General features: G+C 59.6%; 16 protein-coding genes. 8 read left to right on the top strand and 8 right to left on the bottom strand.

Annotated elements, in window-relative coordinates; genetic code table 11:
* The first annotated feature begins 2 nt into the window (after nucleotides 1-2).
* Nucleotides 3-929 (top strand): aldo/keto reductase, encoded by a 927-nt coding sequence (locus ACQ4W6_RS18555; protein WP_436568638.1) that lies wholly within the window; start codon nucleotides 3-5, stop codon nucleotides 927-929.
* A gap of 11 nt (nucleotides 930-940) precedes the next feature.
* Here ACQ4W6_RS18555 and pssA read toward each other — a convergent pair whose 3' ends face one another.
* Nucleotides 941-1,711, bottom strand: coding sequence for a CDP-diacylglycerol--serine O-phosphatidyltransferase (pssA, locus tag ACQ4W6_RS18550; protein ID WP_436568656.1), 771 nt, complete (start codon nucleotides 1,709-1,711; stop codon nucleotides 941-943).
* Nucleotides 1,712-1,939: 228 nt separating this feature from the next.
* Here pssA and ACQ4W6_RS18545 point away from each other — a divergent pair, with 228 nt between their 5' ends.
* Together ACQ4W6_RS18545 and ACQ4W6_RS18540 are read left to right on the top strand one after the other, a co-directional pair.
* Complete coding sequence (locus ACQ4W6_RS18545) at nucleotides 1,940-2,896, top strand: CAP domain-containing protein (RefSeq protein ID WP_436568637.1); 957 nt, start codon at nucleotides 1,940-1,942, stop codon at nucleotides 2,894-2,896.
* A 108-nt stretch (nucleotides 2,897-3,004) separates the two neighbouring features.
* Complete coding sequence (locus ACQ4W6_RS18540) at nucleotides 3,005-3,640, top strand: Hpt domain-containing protein (protein WP_436568636.1); 636 nt, start codon at nucleotides 3,005-3,007, stop codon at nucleotides 3,638-3,640.
* 9 nt (nucleotides 3,641-3,649) lie between these two features.
* Here the strand turns inward: ACQ4W6_RS18540 and ACQ4W6_RS18535 are convergent, their stop codons facing one another.
* The 6 genes from ACQ4W6_RS18535 to rpmH form a co-directional block, all read right to left on the bottom strand.
* Nucleotides 3,650-3,853 (bottom strand): hypothetical protein, encoded by a 204-nt coding sequence (locus ACQ4W6_RS18535; protein WP_436568635.1) that lies wholly within the window; start codon nucleotides 3,851-3,853, stop codon nucleotides 3,650-3,652.
* Nucleotides 3,854-4,022: 169 nt separating this feature from the next.
* Nucleotides 4,023-5,402 (bottom strand): tRNA uridine-5-carboxymethylaminomethyl(34) synthesis GTPase MnmE, encoded by a 1,380-nt coding sequence (gene mnmE, locus ACQ4W6_RS18530; protein ID WP_436568634.1) that lies wholly within the window; start codon nucleotides 5,400-5,402, stop codon nucleotides 4,023-4,025.
* 88 nt (nucleotides 5,403-5,490) lie between these two features.
* The gene (gene yidC / locus ACQ4W6_RS18525; RefSeq protein WP_436568633.1) at nucleotides 5,491-7,230 is read right to left on the bottom strand and encodes a membrane protein insertase YidC; all 1,740 of its coding nucleotides are present in this window, start codon (nucleotides 7,228-7,230) and stop codon (nucleotides 5,491-5,493) included.
* Nucleotides 7,231-7,241: 11 nt separating this feature from the next.
* Complete coding sequence (yidD, locus tag ACQ4W6_RS18520) at nucleotides 7,242-7,502, bottom strand: membrane protein insertion efficiency factor YidD (protein WP_436568632.1); 261 nt, start codon at nucleotides 7,500-7,502, stop codon at nucleotides 7,242-7,244.
* Nucleotides 7,499-7,936: a ribonuclease P protein component gene (gene rnpA / locus ACQ4W6_RS18515; RefSeq protein WP_436568631.1), complete on the bottom strand. Its 438-nt coding sequence runs from the start codon at nucleotides 7,934-7,936 to the stop codon at nucleotides 7,499-7,501. The genes yidD and rnpA overlap by 4 nt, the downstream gene beginning before the upstream one ends.
* Nucleotides 7,937-7,959: 23 nt before the next feature.
* Complete coding sequence (gene rpmH, locus ACQ4W6_RS18510) at nucleotides 7,960-8,094, bottom strand: 50S ribosomal protein L34 (protein ID WP_010401996.1); 135 nt, start codon at nucleotides 8,092-8,094, stop codon at nucleotides 7,960-7,962.
* A 514-nt stretch (nucleotides 8,095-8,608) separates the two neighbouring features.
* Between rpmH and dnaA the strand changes: the two genes are divergently transcribed.
* The 5 genes from dnaA (at nucleotide 8,609) to ACQ4W6_RS18485 (ending at nucleotide 16,816) form a co-directional block, all read left to right on the top strand.
* Complete coding sequence (gene dnaA, locus ACQ4W6_RS18505; RefSeq protein ID WP_436568630.1) at nucleotides 8,609-10,006, top strand: chromosomal replication initiator protein DnaA; 1,398 nt, start codon at nucleotides 8,609-8,611, stop codon at nucleotides 10,004-10,006.
* Between the two features lie 140 nt (nucleotides 10,007-10,146).
* A complete protein-coding gene (dnaN, locus tag ACQ4W6_RS18500) occupies nucleotides 10,147-11,253 on the top strand; it encodes a DNA polymerase III subunit beta (protein ID WP_436568629.1) in 1,107 nt (368 codons plus the stop codon).
* 89 nt (nucleotides 11,254-11,342) lie between these two features.
* Nucleotides 11,343-13,841, top strand: a complete 2,499-nt coding sequence (gene gyrB / locus ACQ4W6_RS18495; RefSeq protein ID WP_436568628.1) for a DNA topoisomerase (ATP-hydrolyzing) subunit B — start codon at nucleotides 11,343-11,345, stop codon at nucleotides 13,839-13,841.
* A gap of 562 nt (nucleotides 13,842-14,403) precedes the next feature.
* Nucleotides 14,404-15,465, top strand: coding sequence for a GGDEF domain-containing protein (locus ACQ4W6_RS18490; protein WP_436568627.1), 1,062 nt, complete (start codon nucleotides 14,404-14,406; stop codon nucleotides 15,463-15,465).
* 199 nt (nucleotides 15,466-15,664) lie between these two features.
* Nucleotides 15,665-16,816 carry an AI-2E family transporter gene (locus ACQ4W6_RS18485; protein ID WP_436568626.1) on the top strand — a complete coding sequence of 384 codons (1,152 nt, stop codon included), beginning with the start codon at nucleotides 15,665-15,667 and terminating at the stop codon, nucleotides 16,814-16,816.
* Between the two features lies 1 nt (nucleotide 16,817).
* On the opposite strand, the gene ACQ4W6_RS18480 is transcribed toward ACQ4W6_RS18485, so the two are convergent.
* A complete protein-coding gene (locus ACQ4W6_RS18480) occupies nucleotides 16,818-18,551 on the bottom strand; it encodes a methyl-accepting chemotaxis protein (RefSeq protein WP_436568625.1) in 1,734 nt (577 codons plus the stop codon).
* Between the last annotated feature and the right edge of the window lie 316 nt (nucleotides 18,552-18,867).

The following is an 18,867-nucleotide window of genomic DNA, read 5'->3' as shown; positions in this document are numbered from 1 at the left end:
CCATGAGCCACGTATTTCCCGCCAGCCTGCAAGCGCCGCGCAGCCGTTTGAGTGTCAACGGTCCCGAACTGTCGCGCATCGTCGCCGGCATGTGGCGCATCGGCGAATGGAATATGTCGGCGCAGCAACGATTGACCTTCATCGAGCAATGCCTGGCGCTGGGTGTGACGAGTTTTGATCACGCCGATATCTATGGCGATTACAGCGCGGAAGGCCTGTTTGGCGAAGCGCTGGCCCTGCAGCCGGGCTTGCGCGACAAGATGGAGCTGGTCAGCAAGTGCGGCATCAAGCTGCTCTCGCCGCACCGTCCCGGTCATGCCATCCAGCATTACGATACGAGCACGGCGCACATCACCAGTTCCGTGGAACACACCTTGCGCCAGTTGCAGACGGACCGCCTGGACTTGCTGCTGATCCACCGTCCCGATCCGCTGATGGATTTCGACGAAATCGCCGGTGCCTTTACCCAGCTACAACAGGCGGGCAAGGTGCTGCACTTTGGCGTCTCCAATTTCAGCGGCCACCAGTTCGAATGCCTGCACCGGCGCTTTCCACTGGTGACGAACCAGGTCGAATTTTCGCCGCTGCATGTGGCGCCGCTGTTCGACGCGACCTTCGATGGCTTGCAGGACATGAAAGTGGCGCCGATGATCTGGTCGCCGCTGGCCGGCGGCCGGCTGTTCCAGGGTGGCGATGCGAATGTGGAGAATTTGCGCAATGTCATCAAGCAGATCGCCGACCAGCTGCAGCGCCCGTTTGCCAGCGTGGTGTTTGCCTGGATCATGCAACTGCCTTGCCGGCCCCTGCCGCTGACGGGCACGGGGCGTATCGAAGCCGTAGGCGTGGCAGTGGAAGGCACGCAATTCACGCTCAGCCGCAGCGACTGGTTTGCCATCCTGCGCGCCGCGCGCGGGCACGAGGTTGCCTGATCATCAGGCTATCAGTCTATTTCATCCGGGTCGGTAAATACTTGCGGCAGCGCAATGCCGCGCCAGCCCAGGTACCACGCCAGGTTCAGGGCCAGCGTGGCGCCGATGTAGAGGGCGAAGAACAGTGCGAAGAAGCTGGTTTTCAGCCACACCAGCAGGGCGATGGCGGCGATTAGCAGCAGCAGCGCGGCCCAGCTTTTCTTTTGCTTAGAGCTGGGGAAACGCAAGGTCGAGACCATCAGGCTGCCCACGCCGACCAGCAGCAGCATCAGCAGATAGCTGTGCAGCATCGAATCGATGGGTGCCGGCCAGGCCACCACCACGGCGGCCACGCAGGCGGCGCCGGCCGTGATCGGCATGCCGACGAAATACAGGGGGTCGGTACGCCCCACATTCACATTGAAGCGCGCCAGGCGCATGGCGCCGCAGGCAACAAAGAAGAAGCTGGCCATGCCGCCAAAGCGCAGCAGCAGTGGATCATGCACGCCCATCTGCACAAAACCATAGCAATACAATAATACTGCCGGGGCGCAGCCGAAATTCATCACGTCGGCGATGGAATCGAGCTGCACGCCGAATTGCGAACTGGTGCCCGTCAGCCGCGCCACATAGCCGTCGAGCGCGTCAAACACACCGGCCAGTACCAGCAGCGCGGCGGCCAGGCGGTACGCATCGGCATCGCCGACTGCGGCGTTATCGACGGAAATGACGATGCTGGCAAAACCGCAAGCGATCGACAGCAACGTCACCATGCTGGGCAAGGCGTACTTGGCGCGCTGCAGGCGCGACTTGGGCAATGTGTTCAAATTATCGGCAATCAAAGAAATCGGGAAAAAACAGCGCAGCGGCAAACGCTGCACGATGCTCATTCTACCCTGTGCGGCGGCACCATCGTCCGCGCACAAGCACGCGACATATCTTTTCATGGATGCTCTACGGCCTATAAAAATGCCTTAGAATCAATGACAGGGCGGCACAGCGCACCCCACTTAATATATACAGGAGTCAGCTTGATTGCCTCGTCACCGCGTTGGAAACACTGCATCTCCGCCTTCCTGATCGCCGCATTGCTGAGCGCCTGCGGCGGTGGCAGCAGCAATAGCAGCAGCAATGCCGCACAAACCACCGCGACGCCTGCCGGACAGCTGAGCCAGGAGCCGGGTGCTCCCGCCCTCAGCAACAATATCGCCACGGATGGCTTCAACTGGTTCAATTACCGGCGCAGCCAGGCCGGCCTGGCGCCGCTGGCGCGCAATGGCCTGATCGACAACGCGGCGCTTGGCCATTCCAACTATCAGAACAGCAACAATACGGTGGCGCACGAGCAAGTACAAGGCAAGCCCGGCTTTACCGGCGTCAAACTGGGCGACCGCCTGGCCAAGGCGGGCTATGTCGTCACCTCGCTGCAGGGCGAAGTCATCGCTGGCGCGGCGAACACTTCCGGCTTCTACCTGGCCGAAGAACTGGTCACGGCCATCTATCACCGCTTTGTCATTTTCGAGCCGCTGTTCAAGGAGGGTGGCGCGGGTGCGGCCGTCAATACCGGCGGCTACGCGTATTTCACCACCGACCTGGCCGGCAACAGCAGCTACGGCCCCGGCTTGACGGCGGGACAACTCGTCACCTACCCGTTCAGCGGACAGTTGAATGTCGCCACCAGTTTTTCCAGCAACAACGAATCGCCCGATCCCGTGCCGAACCAGGACGTGGTCGGCTACCCGATCAGCGTGCATGCCAACTACGGCTCGGCCATCAGCGTGACGGCGTTCAGCGTGCGCCAGCGCGGCGCCGGCACGGACCTGACTGTCCTCCTGCTGAAGTATGGAAGCGATGCGCATACGCCGAAATCGGCCGCCGCCATCATTCCATTCGCGCCATTGGCCGCGAATACGACCTATGACGTGAGTTTCATCGGCAACGTGAACGGCGCGGACATCACGCGCAATTGGTCATTCACCACGCGCTAGGCAGCGCTAGCCGTGGCAAACGGACGCCGCACCGAAGACGACTGGATGTAAAATAGCACTTCCTGCTTTACTGCCATAGACACGTTTTGGGGCTTCGGCACACCAGGCATGATGAAACCACACGCCACTTGCGATGATGATGCTGCCCTCGCGGCAGCCGACATGGTCCGGATACTCGATGTCGAGAACGGACTGGGCCGCATCATGGGCGACCGTCTGCTGTACCTGAAAATCCTGCGCCGCTTCCTGCACGACCACGGCACCACGCCATGCCAGATCCTCGCCGAGTTCGCTGCGGGCAATTACAGCTCAGCACGCCTGAAGGCGCATACCCTGAAAGGCGCCGCCGGCATGATCGGTGCGCACCACGTGCACAGCCTGTCGGCCACGCTGGAAGCGGCGCTGCGGGCGCAGGCGCCCGACCTGGCGCAGCAAATGCTGCAGCTGGAACTGGCACAGGATCAATTGCTCGGTGCCATCAGCAGCATGCTGGGCACGCCGGAAGCCCCCCATATCGCCGCACAAGATGTGGCGCCCGACCCGGCCGCGCCCGCCATCCAGTTACTGCTGGCGCGCCTGGCCAGCCATTTGCGCGAAGGCGACGGCGCGGCCATCGACATCCTGGAAAACTCGGCCAGCCTGCTCGCCGCCAGCCTGGGCGTGAACGTCTACCAGGAAGTGGCGGCCGCCGCGCACGAGTTCGACTTCGACGGCGCCCTGGCAGCGCTGCTGCGGCGCCGCTGATTTCCGCATTTACGCCTTGTACTGCACTTCTTCCGCATACGCCACGCCACAGTTCTTGCAGCAAAAGCGGCGCACGGCATCGAGGGGCTTGTCGCAATACCAACACGCACCTTTCGGCGGCAAGACCGCAATCCATTCCGGCATGGTGGGCAATGACCCAGCCAGCCCCCCATCCCCCCTGCTTTCCACGACGTCCGGCTGTTCGCTGTGCATGGCGCTTCCTTTCCTGGCGGCACTTCAAGGCCGCTCAGCAAGATTACGTCAGTGCAATCTGGCGTTCATGATAATTCTCAAGGGCGGCCACGCTTGCCTGGCAAGGAGGTACATTTCCTGAAACGTGTCACCGAAAGCACAGTTTTTATCAACGGCTTCCAGCCATCATTTACTTGCCGATACAGAAACGGCTGAAAATCACGCCCAACAAGTCGTCGGGCGAAAATTCCCCTGTAATGCTCGATAGCTGCACCTGCGCCAGGCGCAGTTCTTCGGCGAACAGGTCCAGCGACTGGTCGTCCTGCGCGGCGTGCTCGGCGGCGATACTCAAGTGCTTGCCGGCCGACTTGAGCGCGATCAAATGGCGTTCGCGCGCCAGGTACAGCGATTCGCCCGTCTGCTGCCAGCCGGCGATGCGCAGCAATTCGGCGCGCAGCAGGTCGATGCCGATGTTCTCGTGCGCCGACAGGTAGACGTGGGTGGCGTCGGGCAGGCTGTCGACGCTGGGCTTGTGGCCAGAGAGATCAATCTTGTTCCACACGCGCACCACCGGCACGCCTTCGGGAAAGGCGGCGACGATGGTTTCATCGGCCAGGGTGGGGCCGTGGTCGGCGTCGAGCAAATGCAAGATGACGTCGGCCTTGCCGATTTCGCCCCAGGTGCGCTCGATGCCGATGCGCTCGACGGCGTCGATGGTATCGCCCGCGCTGCGGATGCCGGCCGTGTCGATGATGTTGAGTGGAATGCCTTCGATCTGGATGGTTTCGCTGACCTTGTCGCGCGTGGTGCCGGCGATCGGCGTGACGATGGCCACGTCGGCGCCCGCCAGCGCGTTCAGCAAGGACGATTTGCCCACGTTGGGCTGGCCCGCCAGCACGACATTGAGACCTTCGCGCAGCAGCGCGCCTTGCGCCGCTTGGCTGAACACTTTATTCAAGGCTTCGATGACGGCCTTCAATTGACCGCGCGCATTCGATTTTTCCAGGAAATCGATTTCTTCTTCCGGGAAGTCCAGCGTCGCTTCAACCAGCATGCGCAGCCCCGTCACCTGCTCGACCAATGTGTGGATGGTTTTCGAGAAAGCGCCCGACAGCGATTGCGAGGCGGACTTGGCCGCCGCTTCCGTCGAGGCGTCGATCAGGTCGGCCACGGCTTCGGCTTGCGCCAGATCAAGCTTGTCATTCAAAAACGCGCGGCGCGTGAATTCGCCGGGCTCGGCCAGGCGCAAGCCGCTGTCCCGGCCCGCTTCGAGCACGCGCGCCAGCAGCAGCTGCAGCACCACGGGGCCGCCGTGGCCCTGCAATTCCAGCACGTCTTCGCCCGTGTACGAATAGGGACCCTTGAAATGAATGGCGATGCCCTGGTCGATGATGGCGCCATCGGCTTCCGTAAACGGTACATAGGTGGCGTGGCGCGGTTTGAGCGCCTGCGCGCCAAACAGGGCCGTCATTAGGGGAGTGAGGTTTTTGCCGGAGGCGCGTACCACGCCGATGCCGCCGCGTCCGGGAGCGGTGGCGATGGCGGCGATAGGGGAAGAGTCAAGTTTCATGGGGATATTGTAGATTATTCGCAAGGCGCGGCACTGCGCCGCATAAAAAAAGCCCGCGCGAGGCGGGCTTTCTGGTCGCTGGCCGGACTTACTTGACGGCTGGCGCGTATTTCTTGGTGATCACCCATTGCTGGCCGATCGACAGGACGTTGTTGACGACCCAGTAGAGCACCAGGCCCGACGGGAAGAAGAAGAACATCACCGAGAATGCCAAAGGCATGAACAGCATCATCTTCGCTTGCATCGGATCGGCAGGCGCCGGGTTCAGCTTGGTCGTGATGAACATCGAAATCGCGTACAGCACCGGCAGGATGCACCATGGGTCATGCTGGGCCAAGTCCGTGATCCAGCCGATCCATGGCGCGCCGCGAATTTCCACGGACGCGTTCAGCACCCAGTACAGGGCGATAAAGACGGGCATCTGGATCAGGATCGGCAGGCAGCCGCCCAAGGGATTGATTTTTTCCGTCTTGTACAGCTCCATCGTTGCCTGGTTCATCTTTTGCGGGTCGCCTTTGAAGCGCTCGCGGATGGCCTGCATCTTCGGCGTGACCAGTTTCATCTTCGCCATGCTGCGGTAACCGGCAGCCGACAGCGGGAAGAACAGCAGCTTGATCAGGATCGTGAAGGCGATGATGGTCCAGCCCCAGTTGCCCAGCACGCTGTGGATCTGTTCCATGACCCAGAACATCGGCTTGGCGATGATGGTCAGCCAGCCATAGTCCTTGACCAGTTCCAGGCCAGGCGAGACCTTTTCCAGCAGGTGCGCGATTTGCGGACCCGAGTACAGCTTGCTATCCATGCTGGCCGAGGCGCCAGGCGCCAGGGTAGGCAGGGGCAGCACGTTGCCGATGGCGTACAGATTGGTGCCGACCTTCTTCGTGAAGATGTCGCGCTTGACGTTTTCAGGCGGAACGAAAGCGGAAACAAAGAAGTGTTGCGAAATAGCAAACCAGCCGCTAGTCGCCGTCGCCGGATGCAGCGCCTTCATAGCGTTGTCATTGCCCTTCTTCTCATCTTCCACGGCCGCTTTTTCGATTTTCTCGAACGTCAGCTTCTGGTACTTGTCCTGTGGCGTGTACAGGGTCGGACCGGTGAAGCTGCTGTTAAAGAACGAATCGCCCACCGGCTTGTTGCCATCATGCGTCAGTTGCAGATACAGCTGAGGCGTGACAGGCGCTGCGCCCACGTTGGAGACGTCATGACGCACGTCAATGACGTAGTCGCCGCGCTTGAAGGTAAATGTCTTGGTCAGCTTGACGCCGCCTTCGACCGCTTCCATCACCAGTTGCACTTGCTTGCCGTCACCCAGGGTGCGCACGCCAGGCTGCACGCTGAAACCGCTCGCGTGTGTCGGGAAAGGACCGCCGACCAGGCCCGATTGCGCCAGGTAGGTATGGTTCGCGCCTTCGTCGAACAGCACTTCGTTTTGCTTGCCGTCATCGGGCTGGCACCATTTGAACAGGCCAAAGCAGCCGCCAAACCAGCCCGGATTGCCGGCGCCCTTGAATTTCAGCAATTCCAGACGCTTGACTTGGCCGCCCAGGGTGTCGATATCGACCTTGATGACGTCAGTGGTGATGGTAATCACTTCGCGCTTGAACGCGGCGGAATCGACAGCTTCACCCGGCACGGCAGTCGCGCCGGCAGCGGCGCCGCTAGCTGCCAAAGCAGCCGTCTTGGCCGGGGTCACAGGCGCCTTGGCGGTTTGTTCCGTGTTCGCGGAGAACATCGACGGCTTGCCGTTCGAGATCATCCATTCGTTCCAGAGAATTACCAGCGAGACGGAAAACACGATCCACAGGATGGTACGTTTATTGATATCCATTAGGGTATTTGTCAGGAGTGGTTGCAACCGCAAGCGGTCGTTGAAGATTGTTTAGCATCGGCCGGCGGCACCGGATCGACGCCCCCTTCATTCCAGGGGTGGCAACGGCACACGCGCTTGGCAGCCAGCAGGCTGCCCTTGGCGGCACCGTGCACGCGCAGTGCTTCCATTGCGTAATGCGAACAGCTCGGATAGAAACGGCAATTCTGTCCCAGCATGGGGCTGATCAATAACTGATAAGCACGCAGCAGTAGCAGCAGCAGGGTTTTCATGGCGCAGATGGTGGTGGCGCAGCAACAGAACGGGCCTGGGCGGCGATTTGCGCCGCGAACAGGCGGCTCAATTCTTCACGCAGTTCGGCTTTCAGCCGGGTCGTGGTAGCCGGTCCATCCTTGCTGTTGACGGCCCGCGACAGGCGCACCACGCAGTCGACCGGCGGCAGCGCACTGTTGCGAAACAGCTCGCGCGTCACGCGTTTGATCGTGTTGCGGGTCGCCGCGCGTGGCGCGAAACGCTTGGCCACAACGACGCCCAGCCGCGCATGCGGCAATTGATTGTGTCGGGTATACAGCACAAAATGCGCTGTTTTTTGCGACGGGCGCAAACGAAAAACGGATGAAAATTCATCCGTTTTAACGATACGCCGAACGCGCGCGAAGTCGTGTGAACCTTCGCGATCATTGCCGACTGGAGTACAGCTAGCCACGCGATCAGCTGTCAACGACAAGCCTAGACGGCCAGACGTTTGCGGCCCTTTGCGCGACGTGCGTTGAGCACATCACGGCCACCACGGGTAGCCATACGAGCGCGGAAGCCATGCGTACGCTTGCGGCGAACGACGGAAGGTTGGTAAGTACGTTTCATGTTGGTCTCGCTAAAAACAAAAAAAATGCAAAATCGGGTCTGACGTCCCGTCAGTTTTTGGTGCCAATGACAATCGCGCACTTATGCCAAGGCACAAGCTGGCCAATCTCATCGCCCGCTTAATCCACGCTTAGTCCATATTGTCGTTCCAAATGAATAAACACGGAATACGGGCGGGGAACCCTGAATTATTCAGCATATCCCCCCCTCTTGTCAAGGATTGCCGTGATCTCCTGAAAATTTACGCGCCAGCCCACGTCTGGAGGCAAGGCCCCGCCACAGGCCGCGCCAGCACTGCCTGAGACGGGATAACCGGGGGATAAGTCACCGCTTATGCACACGCCGCCACCGCCCCCGGACATAAAAATAACGGCCGTGCCTGTGGATAACTTTGTCAGTCGGGAGTAGAATAGCGCGTTACGTGTGGCGAGCCCTCGCGCGGCGCCGGCCTTGCAACACGGCGAACGCAGGGCAGAATCGATACGCCCTCCCACACCTTTTCACATAGACATTCATGGATAATTTCTGGCAGGCCTGTTCCGCGCAGTTGGAACTGGAGCTGACACCGCAACAATTCAGTGCGTGGATAAAACCGCTTATCCCTCTCGATTACGCAGAGGGCAAGCTGCGCATTGCTGCGCCCAATCGCTTCAAGCTCGATTGGGTCAAGACCCAGTTCGCCAGCCGCATTACCGCCCTGGCAATACAATACTTTGAAGCGCCGACGGACGTGCAGTTCGTGCTCGACCCGCGCCTGGCCCTGCCGAAGAAGCCCGTTACCGCCAGCACCCCGGCCAGCGATCCGAATGGCGGCGCGCCCAGTGCGCGCAGCGCCGCGGAAGCGCCACCGAGCGTGCCGGAATTGAGCATCGGCGCCGCGCCGCGCCGCGAGCAAAGCCGCATCAACACCGACCTGACCTTCGACAGCTTCGTCACGGGTAAGGCCAACCAGCTGGCACGCGCCGCCGCCATCCAGGTAGCCAACAATCCGGGCGTGTCGTATAACCCGCTGTTCTTCTACGGCGGCGTCGGCCTGGGTAAGACCCACTTGATCCATGCCATCGGCAACCAGGTGATGGCCGACAATCCGGGCGCGAAGATCCGCTACATCCACGCAGAACAGTACGTTCGCGACGTAGTGACCGCTTACCAGCGCAAGGGTTTCGACGATTTCAAGCATTACTATCACTCGCTCGACATGCTGTTGATCGATGATATTCAGTTCTTTGGCGGCAAGAGCCGCACGCAAGAAGAGTTTTTCTATGCGTTCGAGGCATTAATTGCAGCGAAGAAACAGATCATCATCACCTCGGATACCTATCCGAAGGAAATCACGGGCATGGACGACCGCCTGATCTCGCGCTTCGACTCGGGCCTGACGGTGGCCATCGAACCGCCGGAACTGGAAATGCGCGTGGCCATTTTGCTGAAAAAAGCCAAGCAGGAAGGCGTGACCTTCTCCGACGATGTGGCCTTCTTTGTCGCCAAGCATTTGCGCTCGAACGTGCGCGAGCTGGAAGGCGCGCTGCGCAAGATTCTCGCGTATTCGCGTTTCCATGGCAAAGACATCACGATCGATATCGTCAAGGAAGCCCTGAAAGACTTGCTGTCGGTACAAAATCGCCAGATTTCCGTGGAAAACATCCAGAAAACGGTGGCCGACTTCTTCAATATCAAGGTCGCCGACATGTATTCGAAGCGCCGCCCCGCGAATATCGCCCGGCCGCGCCAGATCGCCATGTACCTGGCCAAGGAATTGACACAGAAGAGTCTGCCGGAAATCGGCGAGCTGTTCGGCGGCCGCGACCACACCACGGTGCTGCATGCCGTGCGCAAGATCGCCCTGGACCGCACCAAGAATCCGGAATGCAACCATGAGTTGCATGTACTGGAACAAACATTAAAAGGATAAGCACGCCTGCTGGGCAAGGCTGGCTCAAAACGTGCTTTACCCTTATTATCTGGGAGAGCACCGCATGGCCTGCCGGGCGCCCCTTGCAATGATTGTTAAAATATTACGTTAAACTTCATACCCATACATTGAGGATAAATATGCAATTGGTCAAAACCACCCGAGATACCCTTCTCCGGCCACTGCAGATCGTGAGCGGTATTGTCGAGCGTCGGCACACTATGCCGATTCTGGCCAATATCCTCATCCGCAAAGACGGTGAAAATGTCTCCTTCCTGTCGACCGACACCGAAGTGCAGATCACCACGCACGCGCAAATCGGCTCCGGCGCGGACGTCACCGGCACCACCGTGGCCGCACGCAAGCTGCTCGATATTTTGCGCGCGCTGCCCGAATCGGGCGACGTCACGATGACCTTGCTCAACAAGCGCCTGACCGTGCAAACGGGCAAGTCGCGCTTCGCGCTGCAAACCCTGGCGGCGGAAGAGTTTCCTACCGTGCAACAGGCGGAAAGCTACAACGCTTCCGTCACCCTGCCCCAGAAAACGCTGAAACACCTGTTCAACATGGTGCATTTCTCGATGGCGCAGCAAGACATCCGCTATTACCTGAACGGCTTGCTGCTGGTATTGGATGGCAATAATGTCATCGCCGTGGCCACCGATGGCCACCGCCTGGCGTTTTGCCAGGTTGCCACCGAGCAAACTTTTGCGCGCCAGGAAGTCATCATCCCGCGCAAGACCATCATCGAACTGCAGCGTCTGCTGGAAGAGAACGATGAGCCGGTGCAACTGGACATCGCCGCCAACCAGGTGAAACTGACCTTTGCCGACATCGAGCTGATCTCGAAACTGGTGGAAGGCAAGTTCCCCGACTACACGCGGGTGATTCCAAAAGGCTATAAAAACGACTTCACGATCGGCCGCGATGAATTGCTGCGCTCGCTGCAACGCGCTGCCATCATGACGAGCGACAAGTTCAAGGGCGTGCGCTGCATCATCACCCCGGGCAGCATGAAGATCAGCTCGACCAATGCGGACCAGGAAGAAGCGGTCGAAGAGCTGGAAATCGACTACGGCGGCGATTCCGTCGACATCGGCTTCAACGTGACGTACCTGCTGGACGTGCTGAACAATCTGAAGTGCGAATATGTCAACATCGCGCTGGGCGACTCGAATTCGTCCGCACTCGTCTCCATCCCTGACAATGCCGACTTCAAGTATGTCGTCATGCCGATGCGGATTTAAGCTTCAGCCGAGACCCAATGCAAGAACTGGGGCCGGACCCACAGGGTCCGACCCCAGCAATCAGTAATCGTTATTTGAGAAAGCAGTCCATGTCCGAGAATCCACAAGACACCCCGATCCAGGCCAGCACGGAAGAATACGGCGCCTCCTCCATCCAGATCCTGGAAGGCCTGGAAGCCGTACGCAAACGCCCGGGCATGTACATTGGCGACACCTCGGACGGCACTGGCTTGCACCACCTGGTATTCGAAGTGCTGGACAACTCGATCGATGAATCGCTGGCCGGCCACTGCACGGACATCCACGTCACCATCCACAGCGACAATTCGATCTCGATCACCGACAATGGCCGCGGCGTGCCGACCGGCCTGAAAATGGACGACAAGCACGATCCGAAGCGTTCGGCGGCGGAAATCGTCATGACCGAATTGCACGCGGGCGGCAAGTTCGACCAGAACTCGTACAAAGTATCGGGCGGTTTGCATGGCGTGGGTGTGTCCTGCGTCAATGGCCTGTCGAAATTGCTGAAACTGACCATCCGCCGCGATGGCAAAGTGCATCACATGGAATTCGTGCGCGGCGTGCCGCAAGACCGCCAGATCGTCATGGTCGGCGACATCGCCACCTCGCCGATCAAAGTCATCGGCGACACCGACAAGCGCGGCACCGACGTGCATTTCTGGGCCGACGAAGAAATCTTCACGCATGTGGAATTCCACTACGAAATCCTGGCCAAGCGCATCCGCGAACTGTCCTTCCTGAACAATGGCGTCAAGATCAAATTGTCCGACCAGCGCACGGGCAAGGAAGAAATCTTCGCCTTCGAAGGCGGCACGCGCGGCTTCGTCGAATACATCAACAAGGCCAAATCGGTGTTGCACCCGACCATCTTCCAGGCCACGGGCGAGCGCCTGTCGGACCAGGGCACGAACATCTCGGTCGATGTGTCGATGCAGTGGAATGATGCCTACAACGAACAGGTGCTGTGCTTTACGAATAACATCCCGCAGCGCGACGGCGGCACCCACCTGACGGGCCTGCGCGCGGCGATGACGCGCGTGATCAACAAATACATCGATGAACACGATTTCGCCAAGAAGGCGAAAGTGGAAATCAGCGGCGACGACATGCGCGAAGGCCTCACTTGCGTACTGTCGGTGAAAGTGCCGGAACCGAAATTCTCGTCGCAGACGAAAGACAAACTGGTGTCCTCCGAAGTGCGCGGCCCGGTCGAAGAGATCGTCGCCAAGACCCTGTCCGATTACCTGCAGGAAAAACCGAACGACGCCAAGATCATTTGCGGCAAGATCGTCGAAGCGGCGCGCGCGCGCGAAGCGGCCCGCAAGGCGCGCGACCTGACGCGCCGCAAAGGCATCATGGACGGCCTGGGCCTGTCGGCCAAGCTGGCCGATTGCCAGGAAAAAGATCCCGCCCTGTGCGAACTGTACATCGTCGAGGGTGACTCGGCAGGTGGCTCGGCAAAACAGGGCCGCGACCGCAAGTTCCAGGCGATCTTGCCGCTGCGCGGTAAAGTGCTGAACGTGGAAAAAGCCCGTTTCGAGAAAATGCTCTCGTCCGAGCAGATCACCACCCTGATCGCCACGCTCGGCACCTCGATCGGACCGGACGAATTCAACGTCGAAAAACTGCGCTACCACCGCATCATCATCATGACTGATGCAGACGTCGACGGCGCCCACATCCGTACCCTGCTGCTGACGCTGTTCTACCGCCAGATGCCGCAACTGGTCGAGCGCGGCCACATTTACATCGCGCAACCGCCGCTGTACAAAGTGAAAGCCGGCCGCGACGAGCGCTATCTGAAAGATGACGCCGAAGAAGCCAGCTACATGATGACGGTGGCGCTGAACACGGCCGTGCTGGTGCCGCGCGAAGGCGCAGAAGGCATTTCCGGCGAAACCCTGGCCGAACTGGTGCGCAAGTTCAACCTGTCGAACAGCATCATGATGCGTTTGACGCGCGTCATCGACCGTGCCGCCCTGACCGCCATCATGACGGGCGTGCAGCTGGACCTGTCGACGCTGGAACTGGCGGAAACCTCGGCCAAGGCCCTGCAAACGGCCATCAACGACCCGGCCGTCAGCGTGCACGTGCGCTCCGACGAGCTGTCGGAACGACACATACTGCGCATCGAGCGCATGCACCACGGTAACGTGAAAGTCAGCGCCATCGACGCCGACTTCGTGCAAGGCCCCGACTACGCCGTGCTGAGCACCGGCGCCGCCACCTTCGAAGGCCTGATGGGCGAAGGCGCATTCGTGCGCCGCGGCGAAGGCGAACGCGTCAAGGAAATTGCCGTCGCCGACTTCCACCAAGCCATGCAATGGCTGCGCGACGAAGCCGAACGCACCGTCTCGAAACAGCGCTACAAGGGTCTGGGCGAAATGAACCCGGAACAACTGTGGGAAACCACGATGGACCCGACCGTGCGCCGTTTGCTGAAAGTACAGATCGAAGACGCCATTGCGGCAGATCAAATCTTCACTACCTTGATGGGCGACGACGTGGAACCACGCCGCGCGTTCATTGAGAATAATGCGTTGCGGGCGGGGAATATTGATGTTTAAATAGTATTTATAAACATCAGGCGACACTATGTGTCGCCTTTTTTTTGATCATACTGACCAAAACAATGACATCAACCCTTACTTACTACAATCAAAACGCGCTTAGCTTTTTTAACAATACCGTCAGCGTCGATATGTCCATATTACATGACCGTTTTTTGTCTGTAGTTAGTACTGGCGGATGCGTGCTGGATGCTGGTTGTGGTTCGGGACGAGATGCCAAGGATTTTCTAGACCGGGGCTAAGCGCCTGTGAGTCCGCGTTCCATAGGTTTGGGGAAGTTAAAATTGAGTGAGGCTTTATTTTAACTTGAACTTAAAAATGAAATAATACGAATCTTATTTTACTTTAGCGATATCAGGCCACCTTGGGCCACAACACCTCGCCAAACGTTTTCCGCACTTGCTCCAACTTGCCATCGATAACTAAAAGTCTCCATACCACTCCCCCAAGAAACCAGTACACTAGTTCCTGAGCGCAACTAACTTGCGCGCATGCCATGCCGCCTGCCGTTGCCGGGAGGCGCCCTAGCCGCAAGGCTCTGTCTGCCTGGACGAATGCAATGTTCAATTCGCGCAACCTGTCTCCTGCCTTGTATTACCTGTTCTTTTCAGGAGAACCGGAGCAGCAGCAGCGCTTTTTCAAGGAACTGCATTTCATTTCGATAGCCATCCTGACCTTTGGCCTGGCCAGCTGGACGATCACGTTTTCACTGACGCAGCCGCGCGCCTCGCTCGATTATGCGAATGCCGCGCTGGCCGCGACAGGCATGCTGATCGGGCTGGTGATGGCGGCGTATGCGAAGTCGCTGCAAGCGATCATCGTCAGCGGCACCATCAGCGTATTGTTCATCGGTTTCGGCTTTCGCGTCTTGATGCTGGGCACGGAAGATCCCGCTTTCTGGGTGCTGCCGCTGGGCGTGATGATCACCTTGACGACGGCGCCCATCTTCAGCGGCATCGCGTATTACCTGGGCGTATCGCTGGGCGTGTGGGCCATACTAGGGCTGGGGCATTTTCCCGTGCACGCGCAGCGGGCCGACGAGTACTGGCCCGTGCTGGCCGTCACCATCAGCGTGATCATCGGCCTGGCGCTGAATATCTATTTTCTCGTCTTGCGTATCAACAACTATCGCGCCCAGCGCGACCTGGCGACGATGGCTTACACGGATGGCTTGACCGGGCTCAACAACCGCCGCATGTTCACGCAAAGCGCACGCGCCCTGCAGCACACGGCCCAGCTGCCCGCGTTTTTCCTGATGATCGACATCGACGATTTCAAGAAGATCAATGATGCATATGGGCATGACGCCGGCGATGAAGTATTGAAAAAGATCGCCGACGTGATCGCCGGGCTGTCGGGCGATCACCTGTGCGGCCGCCTGGGGGGCGAAGAGTTCGCCGTCATCTACCAGGGAGAAAAGCAGGCCGCGTGTGCCTTCGCCGCACAGCTGGTCGATAGCGTCGAGGCGGCTTTCGTGCCGGAACGCAAGGTGTCCATCAGCATCGGCCTGGCGGAATTGCTCAAGGAAGTCGATTTGTCGCACAGCTACCGGCGCGCCGATGAATCGCTGTACGTGGCCAAGAAGAGCGGCAAGAACCGTTATGTATTAAATGCAGCATAGCAAGTTTCACGATTCCGCCACGCAGCATCCAGCCGTCACCCCCGACGTCTGAAAGCATTGCCGCCCCGTACAAGAGCATGGCATTTTGGCACTTTGCGGTATGATTTCCAATCGTGCGGCGCTGCCCGGTTCCTGCCCTGCCCACCGCCCTCATCAAGCACAGCCACGCTTGAGTAGCATTCTCTGCCTAAGGAATTTTATGTTCGGTTTTAACCTGCGCGTCGCCAAGATGGTGTGGACGGCGTTTTTGATCCTGCTCCTGCTGTTCCTCACGTATCAAGTCTCGTCGACCCTGATCGTAGTGGTGTTTGCGATTTTCTTCAGCTACCTCGTGTATCCGCTGATTCAATTGCTGGAACGCCACGGCCCGAAGCGCCTGCCGCGCACGGCCGCCATCGCCATCGTTTTCTTCGTCGTGGTGCTGCTGGTAGCAATATTAGGGTCGATTTTCGGCGCCCGTATCGAGGCGGAGGCCACCAAGCTCAGCGCGCAGTTGCCAACCTTGCTGAAAGGCAATAATTTTGCCGAGCGCCTCCCCCTGCCAGAATTCATGGAACCGCTGCGTGCGCGTATTTTAGCGTTCATGCAGGAACAGCTGAGCAGCGGCACCGGGCAAGCCATGCCGCTGGCGAAGGAACTGGGATTGACGGTAATGCATGCGGCCAGCAACCTGATCTATCTGGTGCTGGTGCCCGTGCTGAGCTTTTTGCTGATCAAGGAAGGGCCGGACATGCGCGACGGCTTGCTGTCCTTGTTGAACCGTCCCAACAGGAAATTATGGGGCGCCATCATCGACGACCTCGACGTGCTGCTGTCGCGCTATGTGCGCGCCCTGCTGCTGTTGTCGATCGCCACCTTTGTTTCCTATAGCATCGCTTTTTCCCTGATGGGCGTGCCCTACGGCTTGCTGCTGGCCGGTGCCGCCGCCTTGCTGGAATTCATCCCGTTTGCCGGCCCGCTGGCGGCCGCCGTCATCGCCGTAGTGGTGGCCGGTTTCAGCGGCTTTGACCACGTGTTCTGGCTGATCGGCTTTATCGCCGCCTACCGTTTGTTCCAGGATTACGTGGTCAACCCGTATTTGATGAGCGAAGGCGTGGAAGTGAGCCCGCTGATGGTGATCGTCGGCTTGCTGGCAGGCGACCAGCTCGGTGGCGTGGTGGGCATCTTCCTGTCCGTGCCCGTGATGGCGGCCATCAAGATCGTCTTCGTGCGCGCCCGCGCGGCATTGCAGGCGCGCCACGATGCTTTTGAGAAAGCCGAACAGGCAGCGGAAGAAGCGCACGCCCAGGCCTTGGCCGAAGCGGCGCTATTGCAGGAACAGGGCAGCAGGGTGGCCCTGGGGCCTGAATAACTTAAAACTCTTCCCATTCGCCGCTGTTGTCTGCGGCGGGTTTGGCTGGCCGTGGCTTGGCGGCCGCCACAGGTGCGGCGGCAGTACGGGCCGTCGCCAGGCGCAACGGCGGGCGTTTCATGGCTGTGCTGGCAGCGGCCACGACAGGCTTGCGCAAGGCAGGCTTGGCCGCTGCCGGGCCGCTATGGTTGGCGTCAAGCTTGAAGATGCTGACCATTTCGGCCAGCGCCGCCGCCTGCTCCTGCATGGCTTCCGAGGCGGCCGCCGCTTCTTCCACCAGCGCCGCATTTTGTTGCGTCACGGTATCCATTTCCGCCACGGCCTGATTGATCTGGCCGATGCCCAGTTCCTGCTCGCGGCCAGCGGCGCTGATTTCAGCCATGATGTCGGTGACGCGGCCGATGCTCGAAACGATCTCGTTCATGGTCGTGCCCGTCTGGCTGACCAGTTCGCTACCGGCGCCCACATTCTGCACCGACGCTTCGATCAGCACCTTGATGTCCTTGGCCGCGCTGGCCGAGCGGTGCGCCAGGTTGCGCACTTCCGTGGCGACGACGGCAAAGCCACGGCCCTGCTCGCCGGCACGCGCCGCTTCCACAGCCGCATTCAAGGCCAGGATGTTGGTCTGGAAGGCGATGCCGTCGATCACGCCGATGATGTCGGCAATCTTTTTCGACGATGCGCTGATGGAAGCCATGGTATCGACCACTTGCGCCACCAGCGCGCCGCCCTTGACGGCCACGCTGGATGCGGACACGGCCAGCTGGTTCGCCTGGCGCGCATTGTCGGAATTTTGCTTGACGGTCGAAGTCAGCTCTTCCAGCGAAGACGCCGTTTCTTCCAGGCTCGACGCCTGCTGTTCCGTGCGGCTCGACAAGTCCAGGTTGCCCGAGGCGATTTCATTGCTGGCCGTGGCGATGGCGCCGCTGCCGTCGCGCACGCCGCGCACGGTGTTCGACAGCCGCTCCTGCATCTGTTGCAAGCCCGTCAGCAAGGCGCCCATCTCATCGTGGCGCGAGACGACGATATCGTTGGCCAGGTTGCCGTCAGAAATGGCGCCAAAGTGGCGCAGTGCCTGGTCCAGCGGACCGAAGATGGCGCGCAGCAAGAGCATGCTGGAAATAATGATCAGCAAGCCGCCCACCACCATGCCGATGATCACCAAGGTCACTTGCGTGCGATAGCTGGACTGGCTCTCTGCGTACATCGTGGCGGCCGAGCTGGCCTGGTACTTGAGCAGAGTTTCCGCCGACGCTTCCAGTGCGCGCGACAGCGGCGACAAGCCCGTCATCACCAGGGCATCCGCCTGTTCGAGTCTTCCTTCACGCAAAGCCTTGTCCAGGGCCAGCAAGCCATTGTTGATGTAATCGCTGCGCTTCTTATCCATGTCGTCGGACAAGCGCTCTTCTTCTGTGCTTTGCGGCAAGTCCAAGTAACGCTTCCATCCCTTGTTCGAGCTCTCCACGAATTGCTCGGCACGCTCCAAGGTAGCCTTGGTTTCAGCTGCATCGGGATGCAGCATCACGCGGTCCATGGTGAAGCGGGCGCGGCCCAGGAAAATCTGCGATTCGCCGATCGCCTGGGTCGACGCCAGTTGATTGCTGTACACCTCATTGAAGCTGTTGTTGGCCGCTTTCAGCCCGATCATGCTCATGGCGCCCAGCACGGCGATCAGCAAGCCCAGCACACTCATGGTGGCGATCAGGCGCATTTTTATTGTTATATTCGACAGCATGCAATTTTCCTTGGTAAGGGCGCAACCACGCGACCGCTTGCCGGATGGGATAGCGGCAAACGCCAGATGGGCGGGTAATTCGAATTATTCAGTACAGATCGATGCGGCGTGTGCGGCAGCAGGGGGAAAGGCGGCCCGCGGATATCGTCAGGAGTGAAATACGAGGGAACAGGGTGGAGGTTTCCTGTATTTTATTTCCTGATTGCAAGATACAGGGAAAGATTACTGGTAGCAATCTCCAGCATGGATTTTCACACTTTGTAACAGGTGGATGATGTTTTTTGCGCAGAATTGGCATGCCAGCAGCGCGCGAGGC

It is taken from the genome of Janthinobacterium woesei (genome assembly GCF_051380875.1).
Lineage (GTDB): Bacteria > Pseudomonadota > Gammaproteobacteria > Burkholderiales > Burkholderiaceae_D > Janthinobacterium.
This window is presented reverse-complemented; position numbering and strand designations above follow the sequence as displayed.

Excerpts from the sequence above, each read along its gene's own strand:
- ACQ4W6_RS18555 (WP_436568638.1), top strand. The coding sequence starts at position 3 with ATGAGCCACGTATTTCCCGCCAGCCTGCAAGCGCCGCGCAGCCGTTTG.
- ACQ4W6_RS18540 (WP_436568636.1), top strand. The coding sequence starts at position 3,005 with ATGATGAAACCACACGCCACTTGCGATGATGATGCTGCCCTCGCGGCA.
- ACQ4W6_RS18535 (WP_436568635.1), bottom strand. The coding sequence starts at position 3,853 with ATGCACAGCGAACAGCCGGACGTCGTGGAAAGCAGGGGGGATGGGGGG.
- mnmE (WP_436568634.1), bottom strand. The coding sequence starts at position 5,402 with ATGAAACTTGACTCTTCCCCTATCGCCGCCATCGCCACCGCTCCCGGA.
- yidC (WP_436568633.1), bottom strand. The coding sequence starts at position 7,230 with ATGGATATCAATAAACGTACCATCCTGTGGATCGTGTTTTCCGTCTCG.
- yidD (WP_436568632.1), bottom strand. The coding sequence starts at position 7,502 with ATGAAAACCCTGCTGCTGCTACTGCTGCGTGCTTATCAGTTATTGATC.
- rpmH (WP_010401996.1), bottom strand. The coding sequence starts at position 8,094 with ATGAAACGTACTTACCAACCTTCCGTCGTTCGCCGCAAGCGTACGCAT.
- dnaA (WP_436568630.1), top strand. The coding sequence starts at position 8,609 with ATGGATAATTTCTGGCAGGCCTGTTCCGCGCAGTTGGAACTGGAGCTG.
- dnaN (WP_436568629.1), top strand. The coding sequence starts at position 10,147 with ATGCAATTGGTCAAAACCACCCGAGATACCCTTCTCCGGCCACTGCAG.
- gyrB (WP_436568628.1), top strand. The coding sequence starts at position 11,343 with ATGTCCGAGAATCCACAAGACACCCCGATCCAGGCCAGCACGGAAGAA.
- ACQ4W6_RS18490 (WP_436568627.1), top strand. The coding sequence starts at position 14,404 with ATGTTCAATTCGCGCAACCTGTCTCCTGCCTTGTATTACCTGTTCTTT.
- ACQ4W6_RS18485 (WP_436568626.1), top strand. The coding sequence starts at position 15,665 with ATGTTCGGTTTTAACCTGCGCGTCGCCAAGATGGTGTGGACGGCGTTT.
- ACQ4W6_RS18480 (WP_436568625.1), bottom strand. The coding sequence starts at position 18,551 with ATGCTGTCGAATATAACAATAAAAATGCGCCTGATCGCCACCATGAGT.